Genomic DNA, 20,768 nt, shown 5'->3' with positions numbered 1-20,768 from the left:
GTGAGAACCAGAGGCCACTCGGCGCCGCCACGGCATACGCGTTCACTCCAGCGACTCCCGCCGCTGCACACGCGGATCCGCTCCCCTCCTTCGCTTCCGGAGACTCGACCATGCACGCCCCTGATGACTCATACCAGTACCAAGAGGTGCTGGTCAGCCCCATGTATCTGGCTGGTTCCAACGGGACCGGCGAAGCTGGCTTCGCACCCGTCGCCCAGTGGCCTCACCAGTACCTCGATGAGGGCCCCTGCCAGCTCCTCGTAACCTCTCCCGACCAACGGATTCGGATCGGCTGGTTCGGCGACGACTTCGAGCTGTGGAAGATCAGCGCAGCCGAGGACGCCTTTTCCGCGCCTCGCTGGACGGCAACGTTCAACCACGTCACCCCGGCCGAGATGGTCGCCGGCCTCACCACCGCACTGGTCCAGGACTACGACGAAGCCATCGCTTCCGACACCCTCGGCCGCTTCTTGACGGGGCCCACCGTCCCCTGGAGGGACACCGTCCGGCCGCTGACCGATGCCGGCTGGGCCCTTGACGGAGGTGCTGAACTCGGCACCGTCGAGATCATCGCTCCTGACGACCAAGCGGGCATCCTTATCGATCGGCGGGGCTACGGCTCCGACCGCACGACCGTCGAGCTGTGGGCGGGCCCACCGGGCTGGGGCACTCGTGCCGAAGCGACCTTCACGGCCCGCACCCCGTCCCATTTGATCGCCGCGACCGCCGCTGTGATGGCGAAGTCGACCCCGGTGGTCCGCGAACGCCACCAAATCGACCGGCGTATGCAGCACCTGGTCACGATGACCCCTGTCGCTTCGGTCACGCCGATCCCCGAGGCTCAGGTCTCGCGCGCTCCGACTCCGCTGGACGTACGCCGCACCGCGGTCACCCAGGCCGTACACCGTGCCGCGCGGGCACCACGCACAGCAGCCGACCTACGGGTGATGGCCGCCCAGAGCCGCTCCACGGGTGCGGCGCAGAAACGGACGGGTCACCCCGCCCCCGCGACCTCTGCCCGGCTGCCGGCCAGCTCGCCGGTGCCACGGCGCGGGCGCTGACGCCCATCCCAAGCCGCCCTCCACCCTCGACCGTCCCTGCACAACAGGAGTTCACCGTGCTCACCACGACCATGCTCGACCAGGCCACGGCCATGATCGAGAACGCCTGGGGCCAGCCCATCGAAGCTCTTGAGGTTCTTGGGGTCCGCCGCCCCAGCGACGACCCGCTCCTGCGCTGCGCCATGCACACCCGAACGGCATTGGCCATTACGGACAACGCGGTAACCGTTCACCAGGACCGTCTTCACGCCCTGTCCCGGCATGGGTACGTGCCTGACTTCTACGAACTCGACCGGATCACCGAAACGGCGGTCAGCCTCCGCGTCGCCGACGCGGAGAGCCGTGCGTACCTCCAGGCGATCCGACGCGTGGTGGAGGCTCGGGAGGCCGCCGCACCCGAGGTTGAGGCACCGGCGGTTCGGCTGGCACAGGCCGCTGTCGCCCGCTCCGGGCAGACTCCGCATGACCCGGGGGCCACGCCCGATCCGTCCTCTCCGACGGCCGTCGTCGGGCCGTCGGCCCCCACAGCGGGGCCCCGACGTTGAACGCTTAGCTCCGATTCTCGTCGCGGTGGTCCCCTTCGGCCCGGGGGCCCACCGCGCGGGCCAGCTCCTCCATCGTCAGCTCCACTCGCCGGCCTTCGGCGACCCAGTGCTCCACCGTCTCCTCGTCCGGCCAGGGGTCGCGCTGTGCGCCGACTTCCCACTGGCCGTCCGCGACCATCGCGATGTCGCCCACGGTCCAGGGCCGTCCGGCGGCGCGGATCTTGCGTTCCAGTCCGGCGCCGTCCCAGTGTCTGCTCGCCTCGGCCATCCCCTGCTCCCCCTTCGCCGTCGTGCGGTCCGTCGCCGCAACCCACGTACGACAACTGCGGACGCCGATCCATTCCCGTCCCGCCGACGGTTGCTGGTGGCCTCCAGTTCGCCCACGGCAGACGGCGTCCTCGGAGAAACGACTACGCACTTCGGCATGCCGCATGCCAACGTACGGGTGCCGGGAAAACCGCAGGTCAACGAAGGGATCGTCCAACCTTGAACGCCTCTGCCACCCTCCTGCCCGCCGTCGTCCGCCCCGCCGTGGAAGACCTCCACTGGCTCTCCTCCGACCACTGCGCCGCTCCAGTGCTCGACCTCCTGGACGGTCTGGGCTGGGCGATCACCGAGACCCCGGAGGCCAACATCCACATGACCAGCCCGGAAGGCGGCGTCTACGTCGGCTGGCTTCCCGAAGACCCCTCCGCCTGGGCGCGCGAGATCGTCTGGCGCGTCCAGGTGCTGCCCGCCGACGGCGAGGTGTGGGTCCAGGAGTTCGGTGTCCATACCCCTTCCGAGGCCGTCGCCGGATTCCTCGCCGCCCTCGTCACCCACTCCTCGCGCTGACCACCGGTGCACGGGGCGGGCCGACGACGGCCCGCCCCGTGCACCGCGCTCGTTCCGGCCCCGTCCCCCACACTGCTCTCGGAGTTTCCCTTGCCTCAGTATCTGACCGTCGGCCACCTGCTCCGCCAGCTCCAGGAACTCGACCCCAACCTGCCGGTCCGTCTCGCCATCAACCCCGACTTCTCCTTCGCCCACTTCGTCGGAGCCGAAGTCGTCGTCCGCGACGGCAAGGCGTACATCGCGGACGACGGCCAGGAGGACTACCTCCCGGTGGGGGCGCGCGACGCCCTCACCTGGGCTTGATCGCTTCCCTACCACCACGGAGGCTTCCATCTCGTCCCTATCGCGCCCCGCGCCTCGTCTCGCGCTGCACGATGTCGCCGCGCGCCCCATGCCGGACGGCGTGCACAGCGCGCTTCTCCAGCGCATCTCCGCCCGCCCCGACGGCCCCCTCGACATCACCTGGCTCGCTGCCGAGACCCCTCAACTTCCCCTCGGGCGCATCCGACTGCGCTGGGAGCCTGCCTCGTGCAGCGGCTGGGACGTCACGACATACCTGGGGCTGACCACGGCCGAGGTGCTCCTCGGCTCATGGCCCGCCGCCCCGGACGACTGGCCGCGCCTAGTCCGGCCGACCCTGTACGAGGTGACCGGCCTGTGCGCCGCCCTCTCTGTCGCGACCGACGCCCTCGACATCTCCAACCGGCTCTCCGGAGTCTGACCGAGGACCGCCGAAGGCCGCCCCACGCCGCTCAGGCAGGGGCGGCCTCGTCGTGCGTGTACCCGTTCGTTCCGTACGCTCGGCCCGACGAAGGAGGACACCATGGCCGACGACCAGAGGCTCTGGGGATACCCGGAGGTCGCCGCCCACCTGGGTATCAGCGTCGGCGCGACCCGCAGCCGCAAGAGCCGGGTAAGCCTGCCCTCGCCCGACGACGACAGCGTGCCGGACCGTCCCCGCTGGAAGCCGTCCACATTCCATAACTGGAGTCCGGTCGGCCGGGGGTTTCGCAGCGACCTGCACCGCGCCGCCCGACCGGAGGACACACCCGCCATCTGACCGGTTCCCTAGTCGCCGTGGGGTGCGCGTACGACGCCCGATTGGCAGATCCTCTCCCTACCGTTCCGTTCGACCGACACCGCGACGCTCGGCCAGCAACGCCACGAGTCGGTCCGAAGCGGTGAAGCCATCGCAGAGGAGGGCATCCAGCACGGTCTCAAGCCTATGCAGCGGACGGATCCGACATTTGACCTCTCTGGCAGTCCACTACCACAGCCGGAAGAAACCGCCACACCACGTCACTGCTTGCGGCTACGGTGAGCTGGTCGTTCCAAAGGAGGGTCAGTGCCAGAGCTACGGTGGCGTGTCGTGGCCGAGAGTCTCGAACGCAAGTGCAAGGCGCCAACGGCCGAACAAATAGACATCGCCCGCGCCTTGGCCCTACCCGTAGGTCAGGCCACGCCCTCGCTGGTCGCTGCCGCTGAGCTGCGAGTCCTGCTTCGAGGGCCTCTGGACCTGACGCTCGCCGGGGACTTCGGCGACGACGAGTACGACGTCCTCGTCGATCTCGCGCGCCGCACCGATCTGGCAGTTCCCGACATGGACAAACTCGGGAGCCGAGAGGTGCTCAACGCCTGGTTGCGCGTCGCGCGTGACCGCGAGTCCGCCGCCGCCCTACGTCGGCTGGAGCCTGCGGTCGATGACGTTGTCACCGCTCGCGACCGGCGCAAGGGGCCGGATGTACACGGCGAGATTTCATCAGTCGGCTCCAATGGCCGACTGTACTTCCGGGGCGGCCACGGGCTCGGCACTGCCCCGCACAGGGTCACCCGCCTCACCCGCCCCGGTGAGGATGACTATCTCGATCAGCTCCGTCTGGCCCGCGAATACGCCGCTGCTATTCAGAGCAACCCGGCTCGGATCACCCGAGCCCAGGAAGCGCAGCTGGAACGCTGGCGGATCAACTTTCCGGCGACCCCAGCGGCGATCGAGGCGCTGCGCGACGCACTGGAGACAGCTGACGACGAAGCCGCGATGCAACGGCTCTTGGAGAAGCACCCAGCACTGCTGGCCGGTACCGTGGTAGGCACCCACGACACCTGGATCCGGCCACAGGTCCAGCTCGGGAACCACTACATGGCCGACTTTATGATCGCCGGGCAGACCTCGCTCGGAGTTCGGTGGACGCTGGTCGAACTTGAGAGCCCAGTCAGTCGCCTGACTAACCCCGGCAACAAGCGGGCGACAGCCACCCTGCGGCACGCGGTCGACCAGATCGAGGACTGGCGCAGGTGGCTGTCCACCAATCTGCACTACGCTCGCTCCGCACGCGACGCCGACGGACTGGGCCTGCCAGGCATCACGGCCGAAGTCCCAGGTTTGATCATCATGGCTCGCGAGACCGCTGACGACGCAGCCTCCGAGATCCGGGAGTTGCAGGCCCGACGCTCCCACATCCAGGTACGCACCTATGACTGGCTGATGCGCATCAACGAATCCCCCGACCCTCTGCGTCGAGACGCCCCCGACCAGCGCCTCCGTCTCGCGTGACACCAGCCGCCACACTCTCTTTAGGCTTCGTGGATGCGGGGGCGCCCCCGAAAGGTGGAGCCGTACCTCGCCTCAACAGCGCGGGCGGCAAGCAGATCCTGCCGCTGTGTGCGCTGCAGCAGCGCTCGCTACTCCAGGTAGATGCCGGCGAATACGCCGTCGAACCCAAGCGCGGCCAAGCCCGCCTCGACACTTGGGTAGGTCGTCCCGTGCGGGCCGCCGACCAGGGTGTCGAAGTCGGCGCGGCTGATCTCGGGCTCGAGCCGCTGGTTGCCGCACCGGCAGTGGACCCAGACGTAGCGCCCGTGGTTGATGAGCAGCCAGTCGCGTCGGGCACGGCAGGCGGAGCACATCACGGGGATTCCCCTGAGAGCGAGTTCGCGTGAGTGGCCGACGCAGCGAATCGCCCCGGGTCCGTCGGCGGGCCGGGTCTCGGCCTGGAGCTGCAGCAGGGGGTCGGTACCAGTGGGGAGGACGGGCAGCGCGGGTGCCGACTCCGTGGTGCGGGTGGTGGTTCTGAGCACGAGCGTCATCTCCCGGTTTTCGGTCCTGTCTTCATCCGTAACAGCCGGTAGACCGGCTGTCCATACATTCGCGGCGTCCGCTCGGTCGGTGATCGGCTACCGGTTCGACCTGGTCAGCGACCCGGCGAGCGGCGGTTGGGGTCTTGAACAGTCCCGAGCGGTACGGCTGCCGTCGCGTTCCCTTCGCTCGTGCGGCTGCTCGGCGTGGTGGCCTGGCGAGTGGCGACCTGCGGACGACGGGCGCCTTCGCCCGGGTGTGCCGGGAGCTGGGCGATGCGCCGCAGGCGCCAGACCAGGACGTCGCTCACGTCATCGGCGCTTTCGAGTTCGCGCATGTCGATGGCCTGGCGCAGGAGGGCTTCGGAGTCGTGGCCCGCTCGCTCGGTCTGGGCGAGGGTGGCGACCAAGGCGTCGGTCCTCGCTTCCATGCCCCCCGCCCGTACGACCTTCTCTGGCAGGACGGCGCGAAGGGTGGCTTCGTGCGTGCGGCGCTGAGCTTCTGGAAGGGCCCGACCTTGGTCGTGCAGCACTCGCATCGGCGTGGCGGCGGCCTGTCGGTAGGCGGTGCGCAGGTGCGTGGCGGCTTGGCGGGAGGCGTGGGCCTGCTGGGCGTGTCCGCGCGCGGAGTGCCAGCGGGCGGCGGCGAGGGTGACCAGGACGAGGGTGGATACGAGCATGGCGGTGGTGCCGCCGTCCTCGCCTCGGCCGAGCGCCCCGCCGGCCTGGACAATGCCCCGGGCGGCTGAGCGGAGCGCCCGGGTGTCGGCGCGTTCGGGGCGGACATGACTGCGGGTCGCCCGCTCGAAGGCGCGAGCTGCGGCGGCCAGCTCGGCGCGGGTGGTGGCTGGTGAGGTCTGGGCCACCGCGTCGAGGAGTTCTCCAACGCCGACGAGCTGGGCGGCGACCTCGTCGTCCTCATCGCGTTCCAGGAGCGTGGCCGAGTGCTCGGCGATGACGACTGCGTTGCGTCGTTGACGGGCGGGCGGTGACCAGTTCGTCCGGTCAGCGGCGACCGCGGGCGCGCTCGGCTCGGCGGCCCCGTCGGTGAGGCGTAGGCGGATCTTCGGAAGGGAGAGGTCGGGGGCCAGTTTGGAGCCGGGGTACCAGACCGGGTCTCCGTCGCGGTTGCGGTCGCCGGGCAGGGCCACGTTGTAGCCGAGCGCGTCACCGGACGGAGCGTGCCGCAGCTTCACGCGCACCCCCGCCGCGCGGAGCCGCGTGAGGAACTCCTCCTCCGAATCCGCTCCCGCCACGGCTCGACGGACGGCCTCCCGGAGCGTCTCGCGCGAGGTCTCCGGGCGGCCGGTGCGCTCGGCCTTGAACTTCTCGGCGCTGCTGGGGTTCTTCGCTGCGGTGCCGTCGCCGGCGTTCAGGCGCCGCAGGCCCATCTCCTTCTCGATGCGGCGGCATTCGGCCTGGGCCTTGTTGAAGTCGTAGTTCAGGCGTGGGTTGCGCAGGTCGCCGCGTACGAGGGTGGCGACGATGTGGATGTGGTCCTCCGCGTGGCGGACGGCGATCCACCGGCAGCCGTCGGGATCACCGTCCGGGGCGATGCCGGTGGCGTGGACGATGCGCTGGGCGACGGCGTTCCACTCCTCGTCGTCCAGCCGCCGGTCCCCGGGGGCGGTGCGGACCGAGCAGTGCCAGACGTGCTTGGCGGGCGCGCGGTCGCCGGCCTGCTTGACTCGCAGGTCCAGGGCGGCGGTGAGCCGGGCGAGGGTGACCTTCGGGTCGGGGTCGAGGCCGGTGTCGCGGCCGGGGTCGGGGGCGAAGCCGTCCCAGGAGCCGACGAGGTGTGCGTCGGTGTGCTCCTCGCGCCGTCCGGGGCCGTACAGGTAGACGAGGAGGCCGTGGGTGCGGGAGCCGCGTCCGATGTCGGGAACCATCACAGCCGCCTGGTCACCAGGTCGTTCGCTGCGTCATCGACTCGGGCGAGAAGTCCGGTCAGCGTGCCCAGCGCGTGTTCGAGTTCACCGGCGCGCGGATGGCCACCGCTGTTGAGGACGAAGGCGATCTGGTTGATGTTGTTGCCGATCCGGGCCAGCGCGGTGCGCAGTGCGGCGAGTTCGTCGATGGCGGCGTCGAGCTGGTCGTTGCTGTGCACGGCGGCGTGTCCGCGGGCGGCGCTCAGGCCGGCGGTGGCGAGGAAGCGGGCGACGGTGACGCCGCGCTGGGTGGCGGCGTCGGTGATCTCGGATTTCTCGGTGTCGGAGAGGCGGGTGGTCGTCTTGCGGGCGCGCTCGCTCGGGTTGCGGCTGCGGCGGCGCGGGGTGCGGTCGGGGAAGGCGGGCGTGCTCGGGCTCGTCTGCTCGGGGTCGGCAGGGTCGTCTGCTTCTCCCCCGGTGACCGGCGCCCCCTGGTGCCGGTTGCCTGGCTGGTCCCCGCGCGCCCTCGCGCGGGGACCCGCCGGGCTTCCCCCGCCCTCCTGGGCGGGGGCAAGTGCGTACGTCGGGCCGTAGGACCGTCGTACGCGATAGCTTGCTCCGCCAGGAGCCGTGGTGGGGGCACGCTGCTGTCCAGCGGAGGTGGCCACCGGGTCGTTGGTGTTCACCGGCTCGTCTCCGGGTCCTGCTGCTGGATTTCGCGGACGAGTTCCTCGATCCAGTCCATGGCCAGGACGGGGTGGTGCAGGGTCCAGGGCCGGTCGTGCTGCTCGCGTTGCACGATCCAGGTGGTGTCGGGGCCGGACTGGGCGCGGTGGAGGTGTCCGTGCTGGTGCAGGACGGTCAGCCAGGAGTCGACTTCGGCGGGCGTGGCCGGGTGAGCGCGCATCGGATGCTCTCCGCTTCTGCTGTGGCGGGATGTCTCGGAGACATGCGGAGTGGGTGACCGGCCGGGGTGACCGACTCGGTCACCCACTCCGTGGAGGTTCGGTCAGGGCCGGGAGGAAGTGACCGGCTGGCGGTGCTGCTCGCGCAGCTGGGCCATCAGCGCGGTCAGGGTGTCGCTGGACAGCGGGATCTGCTGACCTCGGATCGCCTGGGCGACCACCTTGCGGGTGAGTTTGTCCTCGGCCCTGACCGCCGACCGGGCGATCTTCAGCAGTTCCTCGGTGTCCGGGTCAGGTCGCCGGTCATCAGTCGGCTGAGCAGCCCGGTCAGTGACCGGCGGCGAGGTGACCGGCGGGGCACTGACCGCCGCCGGGCTGCCCTGGCCATCACCGACCGGGGCAGCGCTGTCGGGGCGGTCAGCGCCCGTCCGCCCCTTGTCCACCTGTCCCGGCAGGTCAGGGGCACCGTGCCTCCGGTTGTGGTGGTCGGTGACCGACTGGCCGTTGGCCGCCGGGGTCGAGTCCCCGGTCACTGACCGGGTGGCGGTGTCCTCGTTGGTCGGGGACAGCGGCAACCGGTCGGTCAGAGCAGTGACCGACTGACCGGGCTCGACCTGACCGACCGCTGACCGCTGCTGACCGGCCCGGTCGGTCCGGGTGACCTCGATGGCCTCGCCCCGGTCAGTCTGACCGAGGTGACCGGGCTCACCGAGGTTCTGTCGGTCAGCGTCCGTGACCGGGCCCCGGGCGATGAGGATGTAGAGGTGGACCGCTCCGGCCAAGGCCAGCGGGGCGATGGTGGAGAGCACCGCGACCACCGCGTCGCCGAGCCGGAGGCTGGTGCCGGCGACCGTGTCCTGGTTGATGCGGACCGCGTGGAGGGCATTGGCCCAGATGCTGGCGGCGGTGGCCGTGCCGAAGAGGGCCCAGACGTAGAGCCGGGCGCGCAAGGGCGCGTTGCGCAGGACTAGGAGGGCTCGGATGCCGTACGCGATGAACCCGTCGATCACCAGGGGGAACAGGTAGGTAAGGAAGCCTCGGATGTGGATGGCGACGGCCATCTGCTGCAGGGCGTCATACGACAGCGCGCATCCCGCGCTCCCGAGGGCCACGACAGCCGCGCGGTCCCACCCGGATATGTGCGCCGTCTTCGGCGCGCTTGCGGTGTTCATGCCGCCGTCCCGAAGTCGTCGCGGATCAGGCGCTCGCCGCTGGTCTCGGGGGGTGGGGTGTTCGTAGTGGGCTGGTTCAGGGTTCGATTGCGCTCGGCCCGGCGGATCTCGCGGTATCGCTTCTTGGCGTGCTCCTCGGTGACCTTCAGAAGCCAGGCCAGGCGCTGCTCGCTCACCCCGTGGCGGTAGGCCGCGTACTCGACCGCACGGCGCTCCGCGTGGGTGAGGTGCACGTCGCGCCCGGCGATGGTGGCGTTGACGCGGCTGTAGTCGAGGCGGCTGGCGAGCTTGTCGTGCAGCGGCCCGCGCTCCTCCTCCGTCAGGCCGCCACGGATCCCGTCGGTGTCACCCCCTTCGAGAGCGGCGTCCAGGCAGGTACGGCGGACCGGGCACTGGCCGCACAGCGCCTTGGCCGTGGCGATCTTGGCGGTCTCGTCGGGTTCGGGGAAGAAGACTTCGGGGTCCACCGGGTGGTACTCGGTGCTCTGGCAGATGGCTTCGGCCTGCCAGGTCTGGTCGCCGAGCTGACGGTGGTGGGCGGGGCCGTTCATCGTGCTGGTCATGCGGGGTGCTCCGATCGCTCTCCGCGCGCAGGGGCGTCGGCGGAGAGGTGCGCTGGCGGTAGGCCCCCTCGGACGGCGCTGCGGGGGCGCGGTCCGGCGGGGTGGCCTGTGGGGGTCAGGCGGCGGCGCTGTGGCGTCTGCGGTCGACGGCCTCGAACTCGGCCCGGTCGGTCATCTCCGCGAGTCGGGAGGCGACGCGGTCACCGAGGTACGAGCGCAGGTCCTTGATCGCCAGGTTGGTCGTGATCAGCGTGGGGAGTTCGTAGTTGTACCGCCGGTTGATCAGCCGGTACGTCACTTCCTCGACCCACTCGCTGGCCTTGGCCGCGCCGAGGTCGTCGATGATCAGGAGCGGGCAGCGGCAGACGGCCGCCAGCTCCCGCTCGCTGTCGACCCCGGGCCGGGGGCGGAGATCGGCGTAGAGGTCGGCGGCGGTGGTCGCGCGCCAGCGCACGCCGACCCCGCTCTCCACGAGCGCTCGGACCGCGCCGTACGCCTGGTGCGTCTTGCCCGCGCCGACGACTCCGGCCATCAGGAGGCTGGGCCCGGTGGTGACCTGCCGCCGGGCTCCCCGGCTGGGGGCGACGGCCGCCTCGGTGACCTCCGCGACCCAGTCCAGGACCCTCGGGTGGTCGGCGACGGCCGCCTGGTAGCGCGGGGGCATCCCGGCCAGGAGGGCGTCGAGCGGGGAGAACGGCTCGGGGTCGTCGGGGAGCGCGGCGGCGTCGGCCGGGTCGATGTTGCGGGCGGCCAGGATCCGGGCCATGCGCTCCAGGGTGCCTTCGTTGCCGAGGAGCTGCGGTTCGCGGTGACGGGTGTGCATCACAGCTCCTCGGCGTAGGCGGCGGAAGCGTTGGCCGGGTTGGTCCACGCCTGGTGGGCGGGCACGTTAGGCCGGATTCCCGGCCGCGCCAAACCGCCGGGGCGAGCGTTCATCGCCTCGTTGACCATGCTGGTCAGGACGCTCGGGTGCTTGGGGTTGGCGGTGAAATTCGCCAGCCCGGCTCGGATGTGCACCGGAGCGATGCCCTCGTCTAGGAGCTTCTTGATGATCCGTCCGAGGTGCCCGATCACGTCGCTCGGGGGGCGCTGGTCGCACCCGGCCACGTACTCGCCGACGAGGTCCTTGGCGGAGATGCCGGCTGCGGGCGCTATGCGCCCCGTAGGGACAAGAGATCCAGGATCCAAGATCCTAGATCCAGGCGCCGAGGCTTCGGGGAGGCTTCGGGGAGCCTTCGGATACAACCCTCTGACCTGGACTTTTAACCTTGTCCGGCCCGGGTGCGCTGATGGCTTCGGCGGCGGCCTCCGGCCGGTCGGCGGCTGGCCCATCTGACTGGTCCGGCACCGTCGAGGCGGGTACGGCAGGCAGATCGGGGGCTCGGGGTGCCCTCGCCGAGGTCTCGGCGAATCCTCGGGGAGTAGTGGGCGAGCCCTCCGCCCTCCGGGTGCAGGAGCCCTTGCACGGTGCGCACCGGTCGGCAGCCTGGTGCTGCGGGCACGAGGGCAGGCGGGACTGGCTCGGCTTGTCGATCTTCTGGTGCTCGGACCAGGTCACGACATGGAGGTAGAGGCGGCCGTCGCATCCGCGGTACCGGCAGATCAGTTCGGCGTTCGCTAGCTGGTGGAGGTCGTCCTCGACGTGGACCGAGGTGTGCTCGGCGCGCAGCGGCCAGAGCAGCCCAGCGATGATCGCGGCGTTGTCCCGGTGGCGACCGTGGTCGTCGGACTGGGTGAGCAGGCCGAAGAAGGTGCGCTCTGCCTCGACGCTCACTTCGGCGAGCGACTCGGAGACGAACGCCTCCGGCTTGATGGTTCGTATCCGCGCCATGTCAGCAGCCCTGACCGGCGGCGACCAGGTCGCTGCGGGTGAGGGTCGCGGCGGCGACGTCGAAGGTGTGCGGCCTAGTCCAGTCCGCCTCCGGCCAGGCTCGCAGGATCCAGCGGGCTGCGACCCTTGCGGTCGTCGGCCCCAGCTCCAGGGGCTCGTCCTTGACGATGGCGTGCGGGTGGGGCCACGCCTCCTTCGGGTCGTTGAGGCTGACCCGGACAGTGGCCGCGCCCGGGATCATGTCTGCGAGCTGGGCGGCGAGGCGGCGCTGGCGGTCGGTATCCGGGCAGGCCGGGGTTCCACTCGGCATGGCGAGCATGCGATACTCCGTTGTTCGTAGGAGTGCGGTGCGGCGGTTCTCGTGCAAAAGCCCCGCCGCCCGCGAGATGTGAATCGGCACTCTTCGGGGTGCCGGCCCGGCGCTTGGGAGTTGGTAGCTCCCGGGCGCCGCTCTCATCCACCCCGGTGGGCGTCATGGCCCCTGTGGGTACATCGCCCCTCCCCTCCTGGCCGGTCCCCGGCCGGTGATCCGCTTGTGCAGGGACCAGAACCGTATGGCGACCGCTGGCACAAGTCCAGCTTCTCCACACCTGCTCCGAACAGGCACGGAACACTGAACTGGACGAACTACTGGGTCAACGTACACCGCAGTGGCGCCCTTGCGTCAACTGCAATGTCGGCGTGCGAGACGACGCTAGCCATGATCACCACTGGGGTGGATAGGATGGTCGCCATGACGAAGGGTTGGGGATGACCGAGAAGAACGAGCGCACCTTCGCGGAGCTGCTCGACTACCTGTTTCGGGAGGTGCATCCGAAGGGGCGCGGTCCGTACACGTACGCGGAGGTGTCACAGGGGATCCGCGACACCTCGGGCGTGACCATCTCCGCAAGCGCCATCCAGCAGCTCCGCACCGGAACCAACACGAACCCGAAGATGCAGACCATCCGGGCGTTGGCCGGATTCTTCGGGGTGAACCCGGGCTACTTCTTCGACGGGGAAGAAGCCGAACGGCAGCGTGCAGAGATCCAGGTGATTGCCGCCATGCGCGACCAGGGGGTGCGCCGGGTCGCCTTGCGCGCCAACGGGCTCAGCACGTCGAGCCTGCACATGCTGAACACCGTGATCGACCAGGCTCGCCGACTGGAGGGAATGCCGGAGGAGTCGGACGACTCCGGGCTGCTCGACGACGAATGAGTTCAGTGCCGCCCGAACCGCGACATGCGGCCCTCCGTCGCGGTCAGACGGCATCGCTTCCGTGGCGGCCTTCCAGCAGCACGATCACTCGGAGGAGGTCGCTGCGCATCGGTCGCAGGGCGACGATGCGGACAGCAACTTCCCGTCCTTGGTGATACGGAATCCTGAGCCGGCGCAGAGCACCGTGGGAGTGCTCGACCATCTCGCGACGATCCCACATCTGTCGCGCGGCTGGCGATCCCGCGAGGATGTCGCGCTCCAGTTGCCGCAGGGCCTCGCTCTTCGGGTGGTGAGCCCGCTCATAGCGGATCTGCCCGAGAAATGGGCGGGCCCAGTCCTGTTCCCAGTTCACGAGATGCTCACGAGCCTCCGGCTCCAGAAAAGCCCATCGCATCTGATTGGCCTGATAGGCAGCCCACGGAAACCAATCAAGCAGCGGCTCGTTGTAGCTGATCACGTTCCATGCGAGATCCGTGGCGAAGGCGGGAGCGGGGGACTGATTGTCCAGGAACTGCTGGAGCAGCACCTCGTCCACATCTGTTGCCGCGTCCACATCCGGCGTTGAGGCAAGTGCCGGCGGACGACCGACCGCCCTCAGGTACAACGCGCGACGCTCTGCCGGGCTCAGCCTCAGCGCCGACGAGAGCCGATCGAGGAAGTCGGCCGAGTACTTGGCCTCGTTGCCGCGCTCCAGTGCGCCGTACCAACGTTCGCTCACTCCGGTCAGACGAGCCACGTCACGCTGCGTCAACCCTTTACTCCTGCGCCCCGAGGCCGCCAGGCCCATAATCTCGCGGGGATCCGTGCGGCTCCGCCATGATCGCAGCAGCTCAGGCAGGGACTCACCGTCAGGTTCGTCGCCCTCGACCTGCCCGCCCCGAGAGTCCATGACCCGAGATTAGATCCCATGATGAAGTGACATGCATCACAACACGCCCGAAAACAACATCAAGAGATCATGAAATGGTCATCCAGCGTAGTCAGACATAACGGATAGTCGACCGTTCAATCATCTGCGTCGTGAGCCACAGCGGCCCGCGATCACGGGCTTCACCCACTGTCGATCAAGGTCGAAGGAATCCCCCAGCCTGGCACTCATCCATCCTCCTCACAGGGATCAAGTCACCATCCGTAACCGGAACTGACGCTTCCGGGAAGCGTGAGTTCCCCCTTCTTCTTGGCATCCTCTTGGCTGTCGCTCAGTAGCAAGTTGGCGCACAGCCGAGGCCGAGGGGGGCTTTCCATGCCCTTTCCAGAAATCGACGAGAGTCGACTGCGCAAATCATGTGAGGAGCAGGTAGATCTCCTGCACCTACCGCATCGCTTCAGCACGCGCGAACTGCGCGAGGCGATAGCCGCCCTTCGCGGAAAACCGATCATCCTGAAACCGTTGAGCACGCTCGACGCTGTCGAAGCGCCCTGTGGCATAAGGGTCGAGACGCCGTCCGCCGACCTCCTCTATTACGAGGAAGGCACGTCCGTTCACCACCAGCGACACATTCTCACGCACGAACTGTGCCACGTGTTCTGCGACCACCCCGGAAGCCTGCAGGTCGACGCGGATACGGCACAGGCCCTCGGGGTGAACCCCACGCTTACGAGCTCGTGCATGGTTGGCGGTGAGACGCCGAGTCCTTGATCGTTGATCATGGTTGCGTGGTGGGGAACTCGGCTCGTGCACTGGTCATCAGCAACCGGCGGATCACGGGCCTGACGGCCGATGTGATCGCTGAACTCGTCGCCGAAGTGGGTCCGTTGTGGCACGAGCGCCACCAGGCCAGGCTTGCCTCCCGGCCGCGCAAGCGGGCCATGGGCGCCGGCGCGAAGCACCGGCTGGTGTTTGTCGACCGGCTGCTGGCCACTCTCGTCCATCTCCGTCACGGGACTACCCACGACGTGCTGGCCTGCTGGTTTGGCGTGGACCGCTCCACCATCACCCGGGCCATCAACGAGGTGCGGCCCCTGCTCGCCGAGCGAGGGTGCACCATCAGCCCCGACGTACGGCTGCGGACTCTGGCCGAAGTCGTCGACCATCTCGGCGCGACAGGGAAGACCGGCATCATCGACGGCACCGAGATCCGGGTCCGGCGGCCGGCCCAAGGACGCAAGGACCGGGACAAGTTCATCTCCGGCAAGAACAAGCAGAACGCCGTCAAATCCATGGTGGTCACGGACGGCGAAGGACGCATGCTGTGGTGCAGCCCGACCAAGCCCGGGAGTTGCGCGGACATCACCCACGCACGCCAGTTGGGGCTGGTGGAGCTCCTGGCCGGTGGGCCTGCGGTCGAGATCCTCGCCGATGCCGGCTACCAGGGGCTCGGCGCACAGACCGGCGGACGCGTGGTGACGCCACCGCACCGCAAGTTCAAGAAGAACGCCCCGGACTGGTACGAGGATATGTACGAGCGCCAGCGCAAGGCGCACTCCTCACGCCGTATCCGGGTCGAGCACGGCATCGCACATCTCAAGAACTGGCGGGCACTCGCACGCCACCTCGGCCGCCGCGAGCACATGAGCGACACGGTCCAGGCCATCGCCGGCCTGCTGTCTCATCAGCAGGGCGCAGACCTGACATCGGCACGGCAGATGTGACCCCCGGGCCCCACCGAAGTCCTCGACGTCTCACCGCCAACCATGCACGAGCTCGTTAGTGATGCGCATGTCGGGACGCACGAGTTATTCGACGGCCGACGAACGCGAAGCGGAAATGATGGCGACGGTTATCCGCCAGCGCATCTACCGTGAACGCGAATCCCCTTCTCATCAGCCGACGAGGGGATCGGACAGCTGGGACGCGCTTTTCTCCCAGCCCATTAAGAAAGCTCGGTTCCGCTCACGATGAACTCCGTCTTCCTTGGCATGGCCTGCCTGCTCGCAGCGGCTGCCGCCTACTGGGTCCTCGGTCGAGGGACGCCCCGTCCGACCGGCACATGGGCCATGGGCGCGCTCCTCGGCTCGTTCGCCCTGGCCTTCGCCACCTACGCCCCGCTGTTCGAGAACGCCGTTGAGGGCGTCGTGCCGCACGTCGCCCGGCTGCTGAGCAACTGTGCTTCACTGGCCGCCGCCACAGCGGTCCTGGCTGTTTCCTTCCAGCTCAACCTGGAACCCGCGGAAGCGCAACGGCGAGTCCGGCTGCGTCTCGTCCTCTTCGCCACGTCTGCCCTCGGCATGACCGTGCTGTTCACGTACGAGCAGATGACGCATCGCTCTCCGCAGGTGTATGCGCTCTATCTGCTGCTTTTCATCTCCTACCTCGGTTTCGGCATCGTCGACTTCCTGGTGCAGGCCGTAAGCCAGTCGAGGTCGACCCGCCGCAGCAGCGTCCGGATAGGTCTGCGCATGGCGGCAGCAGGGTGCGTCTTCGCACTGGTCTACGCGGTGTACAAGCTGACGGTCCTCATCTCCCTGGGCCTGGGCTTCCACCTGGTGTCCGACCATTCGGAGTGTTCGTCGCTCGTGTCTAGGCCGTGCGTCTTCAGCGTGACGTCTCCGGCGCTCGCCGTCCTGCTGATCTGCGTCGGTCTCACCCTGCCGGCTGTCGTCTACCCGGTCAGCCAGGCCCGACGTCGCCGCTGGGAGGCACAATCCTTCGAAGCCCTCAGTTCTCTCTGGCAGGACCTATCCGCCGCGATGCCGAATATCGACCCGGCCTTCGACGAGGCCGCCTCGAACGACTCGGACTTCCTGCTCCAACGTAGGGTCATCGAGATCAACGACGGCATCCTCGCCCTTCGTCCGTACCGGTCCCGCAGGGTGCAGGAGGTGGCCCAGGGCACGTTCGACGCTGGAACAGAGGCGGGAGCCGCAGCGGTCGAGGCGGCTGTCGTGAAGGCAGCGCTGGCCGCTTCGAAGGCCGGCCGGTACGCCGACAAGGTTGCCCTGCCGTCGGCGGAGGCCGCCTCGCGCAAGGACCTCCGTGCGGACACGGAGTGGCTCCTCCTGGTGGCCGACGCCTACGCGCACCGAGTTGGGCGTGTCGCCGATGACAGTCAGCCAGAGCCGGTTGGAGCCTGATGGCATGACCGACCCGACTCAAGACCCCCGCTTTCTCCAGGACCCCTACCCCACCTATGCGGCCATGCGGTCCAGGTGCCCGGTACAGTCCGTGCCCACTGGGTCCGGTGGGCACATCAGCTACCTGGTCACCGGCTACGCGGAAGCGAGGGAAGCTCTCCGCGACGCACGGCTCTCGAAGGACACTGCCGCCTTCTTCGCGGGCAACGGGTCACGGCGTCGACTACACCCTGCGGTGGCGCACACAATGTTGGCCAGCGACCCGCCCGAGCACACCCGCCTCCGCAGGCTGGTGACCAAAGCGTTCACGACTGGGGCAGTCACGGACATGCGTCCGTTCATTGCCCGGGTCACCGACGAGCTGCTGGATCAGTGGCCCGTCGGAGAGCGGTTCGACTTCGTGGCCAGTCTGGCGGTACCGCTGCCGGTCATCGTGATCTGCGAGCTACTCGGAGTTCCGAAGGAGGACCGACCCGACGTCCAACGCTGGTCAGGAGAGCTGTTCGCGGCAGGCAAGTCCGACGTCATCGACGCGGCCTCGCATTCCATGGCCGACTACATGACGACCCTCATCGCCGCCAAGCGCCTGGCCCCCGGCGCTTCTCTTCTCGACCGGCTCATCTCGGAGCGCGACGGAGACGACCATCTGAGCGAGGAGGAGCTGGTCTCGCTGGCGGTGCTGTTGCTTGTGGCCGGGCACGAGACCACCACCAACTTCCTCGGAAACGCCACCCTGGCGCTGCTCCAGCACCGTGCCGAGCTGGATCGCCTTCGGCAGAATCCGGACGATGTCCCAGCCGTGCTGGACGAGCTGCTTCGGTTCGATTCTCCCGTCAGTACAGCAACCTTTCGGTTCACCACGGAGGCCGTCACGCTCGGCTGTACCGATATCCCTGCCGGTGTCCCGGTACTAGTCGCTCTTGGAGCCGCCAACCGCGACCCAGAGCGGTTCCCGTCGCCGGACCTGCTCGACTTGGACCGAGACGCCGCCGCTCATCTCAGCTTCGGCCATGGCATCCACCGCTGTGTCGGTGCTCCCCTGGCCAAAGCTGAGGTGGAGATCGCCCTCCGAGCGGTACTGACTCGGTTTCCCGGAATCCGGCTTGCCGCGCCAACTGACCAACTGGACTGGCGGCGCACCCGTCTCGTTCGCGGACTGGCAACTCTTCCTGTCCTGGTGTAGCAGATGGTAAGTACAAGTCATGCTTCTGCGTACCGGGCGAGCAGGATGCTGGCTCGCGCGAGATCCTCTGGAGTGTCCACCGCAACGCCGTCGTCCGTAACAGGCACCATCTGTACAGCGTGGCCGTGCTCGATGAAGCGCAGCATCTCCACTCCTTCTGCGCGCTCCAAGGGCCCCTGCCGAAGTTGCCGGAAGCGCTGGAGAGAGTGGCCAGCGAATCCGTAGAGGCCCAGCTGGCGTGCGTACTTCGGCCGCTCCCCCTTCGGATAGGGAATGGGGTGGCGCGAGAACATCAGGGCGTCGCCCTGAGCGGCGACGACGACCTTGACGACGTTGCTGTCCAGGGCTGCGGCGATGTCGACCAGTTCGGTGTAAGCGTTCACGGCCAGCGTGCCCGGAGGCAGGTGCTCCAGAGCTTCCGAGATGGCGTCGATCGCACCGGGTGCGATGAACGGCTCGTCGCCCTGGACGTTGATGTATCCGTCGGCCGGGAGGCGCTCGGCGACCTCTGCGACGCGGTCGGTGCCGGTGAGGTGCTCCCCGGTGCGGATGCAGTCGATGCCTAGTTCGCGGCACGCCGCTTCGATGCGTTCGTCGTCCGTGGCGACGATGGCTCCGTCGAGGCGTTTGGCTTCCAGGCAGCGCTGGTGAACGTGCCAGAGCAGCGGCTTGCCGCCGAGGAGGGCCAGTGGTTTGCCGGGGAAGCGGGAGGCACCCCAGCGGCACGGTATGACGGCGATGTGCCGGCGTCGTTCGGCGTCGGTCTGTCGGGCTGTGGTGGCGGCCACGGCGTCCTCCTGGTGGTCGGGTTCGAGGGCTTCAGGTGAGCTGGGCGAGCTTGGCGCGGACGGTGGGTGAGGCAGTGGTCGCGAACGGCCGCCACTGGTAGCCGTCGACCTCCTCCTCCTGCAGCACCACCGCGTGATCGGTCACGAGTTGGAAGGCCCAGCGGAAGTCCACGTGGTGGTGGGCCGGCTCGTTCTTCGACGGGTTCGCGTCGATCGCGTGCACTTCGATGTCGAGGGGGATGTCCTCGTAGCCGGCGAGGGGAACCACGGCGCTCGGCGGGATGCCGGCCTCCTCGTGCAGTTCGCGCAGGGCGGCGTCGCGCAGGCGCTGGTCGGACGGTTCGTTGTGCCCGCCGGGCGCCAGAAATTCCCCGGACGCCTTGTGCAGGATGTGGAGCACGTGCCGTTCACCATTGATGACGATGGCGCTGCAGGTCACGTGGGCGGGGAAGGTCTTGCGGCTGGTGGGATCGTCCGCGCCCGCGAGTACGTCGAACAGCATCGCCAGGGAGGCGCGCTCGTCCGGGTGACGGGCGAGGTACGCCTCGGTGACGGCAAGGACGTGTCCGGTGGAGGGTGGCAACGGGGTCACCTTTCGAAGTGGCGGAGCCAGGTTCTGGCGATGGTGTCGCGGTCGGCCGCCGGCATCTCGTGCAGTCCGGGCTGGAGCCGCGCGTGGCTGAGTGCGGCGGTGGCGGCGAGTATCTCGGCTTGGACGAGGTGGATGTAGGTGCCGACGGCGGCGCCGTGCACGAAGTTGACGGCACCGCCGTCGGCGAGAACGTAGAAGTAGTGGCCGGTGACCTCGTACCGGGTCAACTGGGTTCCGACGGGCTGACGTTCGTAGAGGTCGTCGAGGCTGCCCAGTTCGAGTTCGTCCTCGGAGGAGGTCACCGATCCGAGGTACGCGCCGTTGCGCAGGGCAGCGAAATCGTCGTGCCGGAGGGCGAGATTGCCGGTGGCGCACAGGACGAGATCCGCGTTGTGGACGGCCTCGGTGGTGGACGCGCTGGTGTGGAAGCCAAGGGCGTGCGCCTGTACCCGCTTGACCGCGTCGTTGTCGTACACGGTGACGCGCAGGTCCTGGGCACGCAGGGTCTGCGCAATCGAGCGACCGATCTTGCCGAAGCCGATGACGCAGGCGCTGCGGCTCGTGAGGATGTCCCCGCGGGCGCGGACGAGGGCGTCGGTAGAGAACACGATGGACCGGCCGACGAGGTGGTCCTCGCAGTCCTTGAGCGGTGAGCGGGCCACGGACACGACCGGGCACGGGAGCGAGCCGAGGGCCGCGTACCGCTGGTGCCCGTTCTCGGTGTCCTCGACGACGCCGAGGATGCGGCCGGAGAACTTGTTCACGAGGGTGTCGAGGCTGGGCGCGAAGTACCCGCCGATGTCGACCAGGACGACGTCTTGGCCGCCGGCCGTGTCCTCCAGATAGTGCAGGGCCTGGGTCTCGTCGGTGAACCGCTCCCGGGTCAGGTCGTGGACCGGCAGGGTGTGGCGGACGGTGTCGAGGGTCGGCTGGTGGATCGACCGGGGCTTGGGGAGGACGGCGCCGATAGTGGACACCGCGGTCATGGCGCGCAAGAACGCAGGTCGTTCCTGAAGCAGGTGCGTGATGACCAGCGTCGTGATCGCCTGGCCAGCGGGGAACTGCGCGGTGATCCTTCGGAAGAAGGCGTCCAGCCGCGCTCGCTCGGGGGTCTCCATGAGCACTCCTCTCGTGATCCGACGG

25 protein-coding genes and 1 pseudogene are annotated in these 20,768 nt (G+C 68.8%); 11 read left to right on the top strand and 15 right to left on the bottom strand.

The window, feature by feature from the left end:
- The first annotated feature begins 110 nt into the window (after nucleotides 1-110).
- Both SSPS47_RS27410 and SSPS47_RS27405 read left to right on the top strand, forming a co-directional pair.
- Nucleotides 111-1,061 (top strand): DUF317 domain-containing protein, encoded by a 951-nt coding sequence (locus SSPS47_RS27410; RefSeq protein WP_164253287.1) that lies wholly within the window; start codon nucleotides 111-113, stop codon nucleotides 1,059-1,061.
- A gap of 56 nt (nucleotides 1,062-1,117) precedes the next feature.
- Complete coding sequence (locus tag SSPS47_RS27405; protein ID WP_164253286.1) at nucleotides 1,118-1,606, top strand: hypothetical protein; 489 nt, start codon at nucleotides 1,118-1,120, stop codon at nucleotides 1,604-1,606.
- 4 nt (nucleotides 1,607-1,610) lie between these two features.
- On the opposite strand, the gene SSPS47_RS27400 is transcribed toward SSPS47_RS27405, so the two are convergent.
- On the bottom strand, nucleotides 1,611-1,874 hold the full coding sequence (locus SSPS47_RS27400) for a hypothetical protein (RefSeq protein ID WP_164253285.1): 264 nt from the start codon (nucleotides 1,872-1,874) through the stop codon (nucleotides 1,611-1,613).
- 218 nt (nucleotides 1,875-2,092) lie between these two features.
- On the opposite strand from SSPS47_RS27400, the gene SSPS47_RS27395 reads away from it, so the two are divergent.
- From SSPS47_RS27395 to SSPS47_RS27375, 5 genes are all read left to right on the top strand, one after another.
- Nucleotides 2,093-2,440 (top strand): DUF317 domain-containing protein, encoded by a 348-nt coding sequence (locus SSPS47_RS27395; RefSeq protein WP_164253284.1) that lies wholly within the window; start codon nucleotides 2,093-2,095, stop codon nucleotides 2,438-2,440.
- Nucleotides 2,441-2,530: 90 nt separating this feature from the next.
- On the top strand, nucleotides 2,531-2,743 hold the full coding sequence (locus tag SSPS47_RS27390) for a hypothetical protein (protein ID WP_164253283.1): 213 nt from the start codon (nucleotides 2,531-2,533) through the stop codon (nucleotides 2,741-2,743).
- Nucleotides 2,744-2,843: 100 nt separating this feature from the next.
- Nucleotides 2,844-3,161 (top strand): esterase, encoded by a 318-nt coding sequence (locus SSPS47_RS27385; protein WP_239065072.1) that lies wholly within the window; start codon nucleotides 2,844-2,846, stop codon nucleotides 3,159-3,161.
- A gap of 102 nt (nucleotides 3,162-3,263) precedes the next feature.
- Nucleotides 3,264-3,500, top strand: a complete 237-nt coding sequence (locus tag SSPS47_RS27380) for a MarR family transcriptional regulator (protein ID WP_164253281.1) — start codon at nucleotides 3,264-3,266, stop codon at nucleotides 3,498-3,500.
- A 309-nt stretch (nucleotides 3,501-3,809) separates the two neighbouring features.
- Entirely contained in the window at nucleotides 3,810-4,991 is a 1,182-nt protein-coding gene (locus SSPS47_RS27375) for a Shedu anti-phage system protein SduA domain-containing protein (protein ID WP_164253280.1), read from the top strand.
- Between the two features lie 128 nt (nucleotides 4,992-5,119).
- Here the strand turns inward: SSPS47_RS27375 and SSPS47_RS27370 are convergent, their stop codons facing one another.
- The 9 genes and pseudogenes from SSPS47_RS27370 to SSPS47_RS27330 form a co-directional block, all read right to left on the bottom strand.
- On the bottom strand, nucleotides 5,120-5,524 hold the full coding sequence (locus SSPS47_RS27370) for a hypothetical protein (RefSeq protein ID WP_164253279.1): 405 nt from the start codon (nucleotides 5,522-5,524) through the stop codon (nucleotides 5,120-5,122).
- A gap of 104 nt (nucleotides 5,525-5,628) precedes the next feature.
- Nucleotides 5,629-7,401, bottom strand: a complete 1,773-nt coding sequence (locus tag SSPS47_RS27365; RefSeq protein ID WP_164253278.1) for a relaxase/mobilization nuclease domain-containing protein — start codon at nucleotides 7,399-7,401, stop codon at nucleotides 5,629-5,631.
- Entirely contained in the window at nucleotides 7,401-8,066 is a 666-nt protein-coding gene (gene mobC, locus SSPS47_RS27360) for a plasmid mobilization relaxosome protein MobC (RefSeq protein WP_164253277.1), read from the bottom strand. The genes SSPS47_RS27365 and mobC overlap by 1 nt, the downstream gene beginning before the upstream one ends.
- Nucleotides 8,063-8,287: a hypothetical protein gene (locus SSPS47_RS27355; protein ID WP_164253276.1), complete on the bottom strand. Its 225-nt coding sequence runs from the start codon at nucleotides 8,285-8,287 to the stop codon at nucleotides 8,063-8,065. Before SSPS47_RS27355 ends, mobC begins: the two co-directional genes overlap by 4 nt.
- Nucleotides 8,288-8,389: 102 nt before the next feature.
- Nucleotides 8,390-9,457, bottom strand: coding sequence for a DUF2637 domain-containing protein (locus SSPS47_RS27350; protein WP_164253275.1), 1,068 nt, complete (start codon nucleotides 9,455-9,457; stop codon nucleotides 8,390-8,392).
- A complete protein-coding gene (locus SSPS47_RS27345) occupies nucleotides 9,454-10,020 on the bottom strand; it encodes a WhiB family transcriptional regulator (RefSeq protein ID WP_164253274.1) in 567 nt (188 codons plus the stop codon). The genes SSPS47_RS27350 and SSPS47_RS27345 overlap by 4 nt, the downstream gene beginning before the upstream one ends.
- Nucleotides 10,021-10,135: 115 nt before the next feature.
- Entirely contained in the window at nucleotides 10,136-10,843 is a 708-nt protein-coding gene (locus SSPS47_RS27340) for an ATP-binding protein (RefSeq protein WP_164253273.1), read from the bottom strand.
- Nucleotides 10,843-11,851 (bottom strand): annotated as a pseudogene (locus SSPS47_RS27335) (hypothetical protein). The gene SSPS47_RS27340 and the pseudogene SSPS47_RS27335 overlap by 1 nt, the downstream one beginning before the upstream one ends.
- Nucleotide 11,852: 1 nt before the next feature.
- Nucleotides 11,853-12,170 (bottom strand): transcriptional regulator, encoded by a 318-nt coding sequence (locus tag SSPS47_RS27330; RefSeq protein WP_164253272.1) that lies wholly within the window; start codon nucleotides 12,168-12,170, stop codon nucleotides 11,853-11,855.
- Nucleotides 12,171-12,601: 431 nt separating this feature from the next.
- On the opposite strand from SSPS47_RS27330, the gene SSPS47_RS27325 reads away from it, so the two are divergent.
- On the top strand, nucleotides 12,602-13,048 hold the full coding sequence (locus SSPS47_RS27325) for a Secondary metabolite protein (RefSeq protein WP_164253271.1): 447 nt from the start codon (nucleotides 12,602-12,604) through the stop codon (nucleotides 13,046-13,048).
- Nucleotides 13,049-13,091: 43 nt separating this feature from the next.
- Here the strand turns inward: SSPS47_RS27325 and SSPS47_RS27320 are convergent, their stop codons facing one another.
- Nucleotides 13,092-13,937: a helix-turn-helix domain-containing protein gene (locus tag SSPS47_RS27320; RefSeq protein ID WP_164253270.1), complete on the bottom strand. Its 846-nt coding sequence runs from the start codon at nucleotides 13,935-13,937 to the stop codon at nucleotides 13,092-13,094.
- Between the two features lie 423 nt (nucleotides 13,938-14,360).
- Nucleotides 14,361-14,585: a hypothetical protein gene (locus SSPS47_RS27315; RefSeq protein ID WP_164253269.1), complete on the bottom strand. Its 225-nt coding sequence runs from the start codon at nucleotides 14,583-14,585 to the stop codon at nucleotides 14,361-14,363.
- A 119-nt stretch (nucleotides 14,586-14,704) separates the two neighbouring features.
- Here SSPS47_RS27315 and SSPS47_RS27310 point away from each other — a divergent pair, with 119 nt between their 5' ends.
- From SSPS47_RS27310 to SSPS47_RS27300, 3 genes are all read left to right on the top strand, one after another.
- Nucleotides 14,705-15,640: a transposase family protein gene (locus SSPS47_RS27310; protein WP_203557751.1), complete on the top strand. Its 936-nt coding sequence runs from the start codon at nucleotides 14,705-14,707 to the stop codon at nucleotides 15,638-15,640.
- Nucleotides 15,641-15,886: 246 nt separating this feature from the next.
- Nucleotides 15,887-17,062, top strand: coding sequence for an MAB_1171c family putative transporter (locus SSPS47_RS27305; RefSeq protein WP_164253268.1), 1,176 nt, complete (start codon nucleotides 15,887-15,889; stop codon nucleotides 17,060-17,062).
- A 4-nt stretch (nucleotides 17,063-17,066) separates the two neighbouring features.
- Nucleotides 17,067-18,245 (top strand): cytochrome P450, encoded by a 1,179-nt coding sequence (locus tag SSPS47_RS27300; protein ID WP_164253267.1) that lies wholly within the window; start codon nucleotides 17,067-17,069, stop codon nucleotides 18,243-18,245.
- 17 nt (nucleotides 18,246-18,262) lie between these two features.
- Here SSPS47_RS27300 and SSPS47_RS27295 read toward each other — a convergent pair whose 3' ends face one another.
- The 3 genes from SSPS47_RS27295 to SSPS47_RS27285 are packed head-to-tail and all read right to left on the bottom strand — an operon-like array spanning nucleotide 18,263 to nucleotide 20,743.
- Complete coding sequence (locus tag SSPS47_RS27295; RefSeq protein WP_164253266.1) at nucleotides 18,263-19,033, bottom strand: 3-deoxy-manno-octulosonate cytidylyltransferase; 771 nt, start codon at nucleotides 19,031-19,033, stop codon at nucleotides 18,263-18,265.
- A gap of 31 nt (nucleotides 19,034-19,064) precedes the next feature.
- Nucleotides 19,065-19,625 carry an NUDIX domain-containing protein gene (locus tag SSPS47_RS27290; protein WP_164253265.1) on the bottom strand — a complete coding sequence of 187 codons (561 nt, stop codon included), beginning with the start codon at nucleotides 19,623-19,625 and terminating at the stop codon, nucleotides 19,065-19,067.
- Complete coding sequence (locus SSPS47_RS27285; RefSeq protein WP_164253264.1) at nucleotides 19,622-20,743, bottom strand: adenosylhomocysteinase; 1,122 nt, start codon at nucleotides 20,741-20,743, stop codon at nucleotides 19,622-19,624. Before SSPS47_RS27285 ends, SSPS47_RS27290 begins: the two co-directional genes overlap by 4 nt.
- Nucleotides 20,744-20,768 lie beyond the last annotated feature (25 nt).

The sequence above is a fragment of the Streptomyces sp. S4.7 genome, from assembly GCF_010384365.1.
Taxonomy (GTDB): Bacteria; Actinomycetota; Actinomycetes; order Streptomycetales; family Streptomycetaceae; genus Streptomyces.
This window is presented reverse-complemented; position numbering and strand designations above follow the sequence as displayed.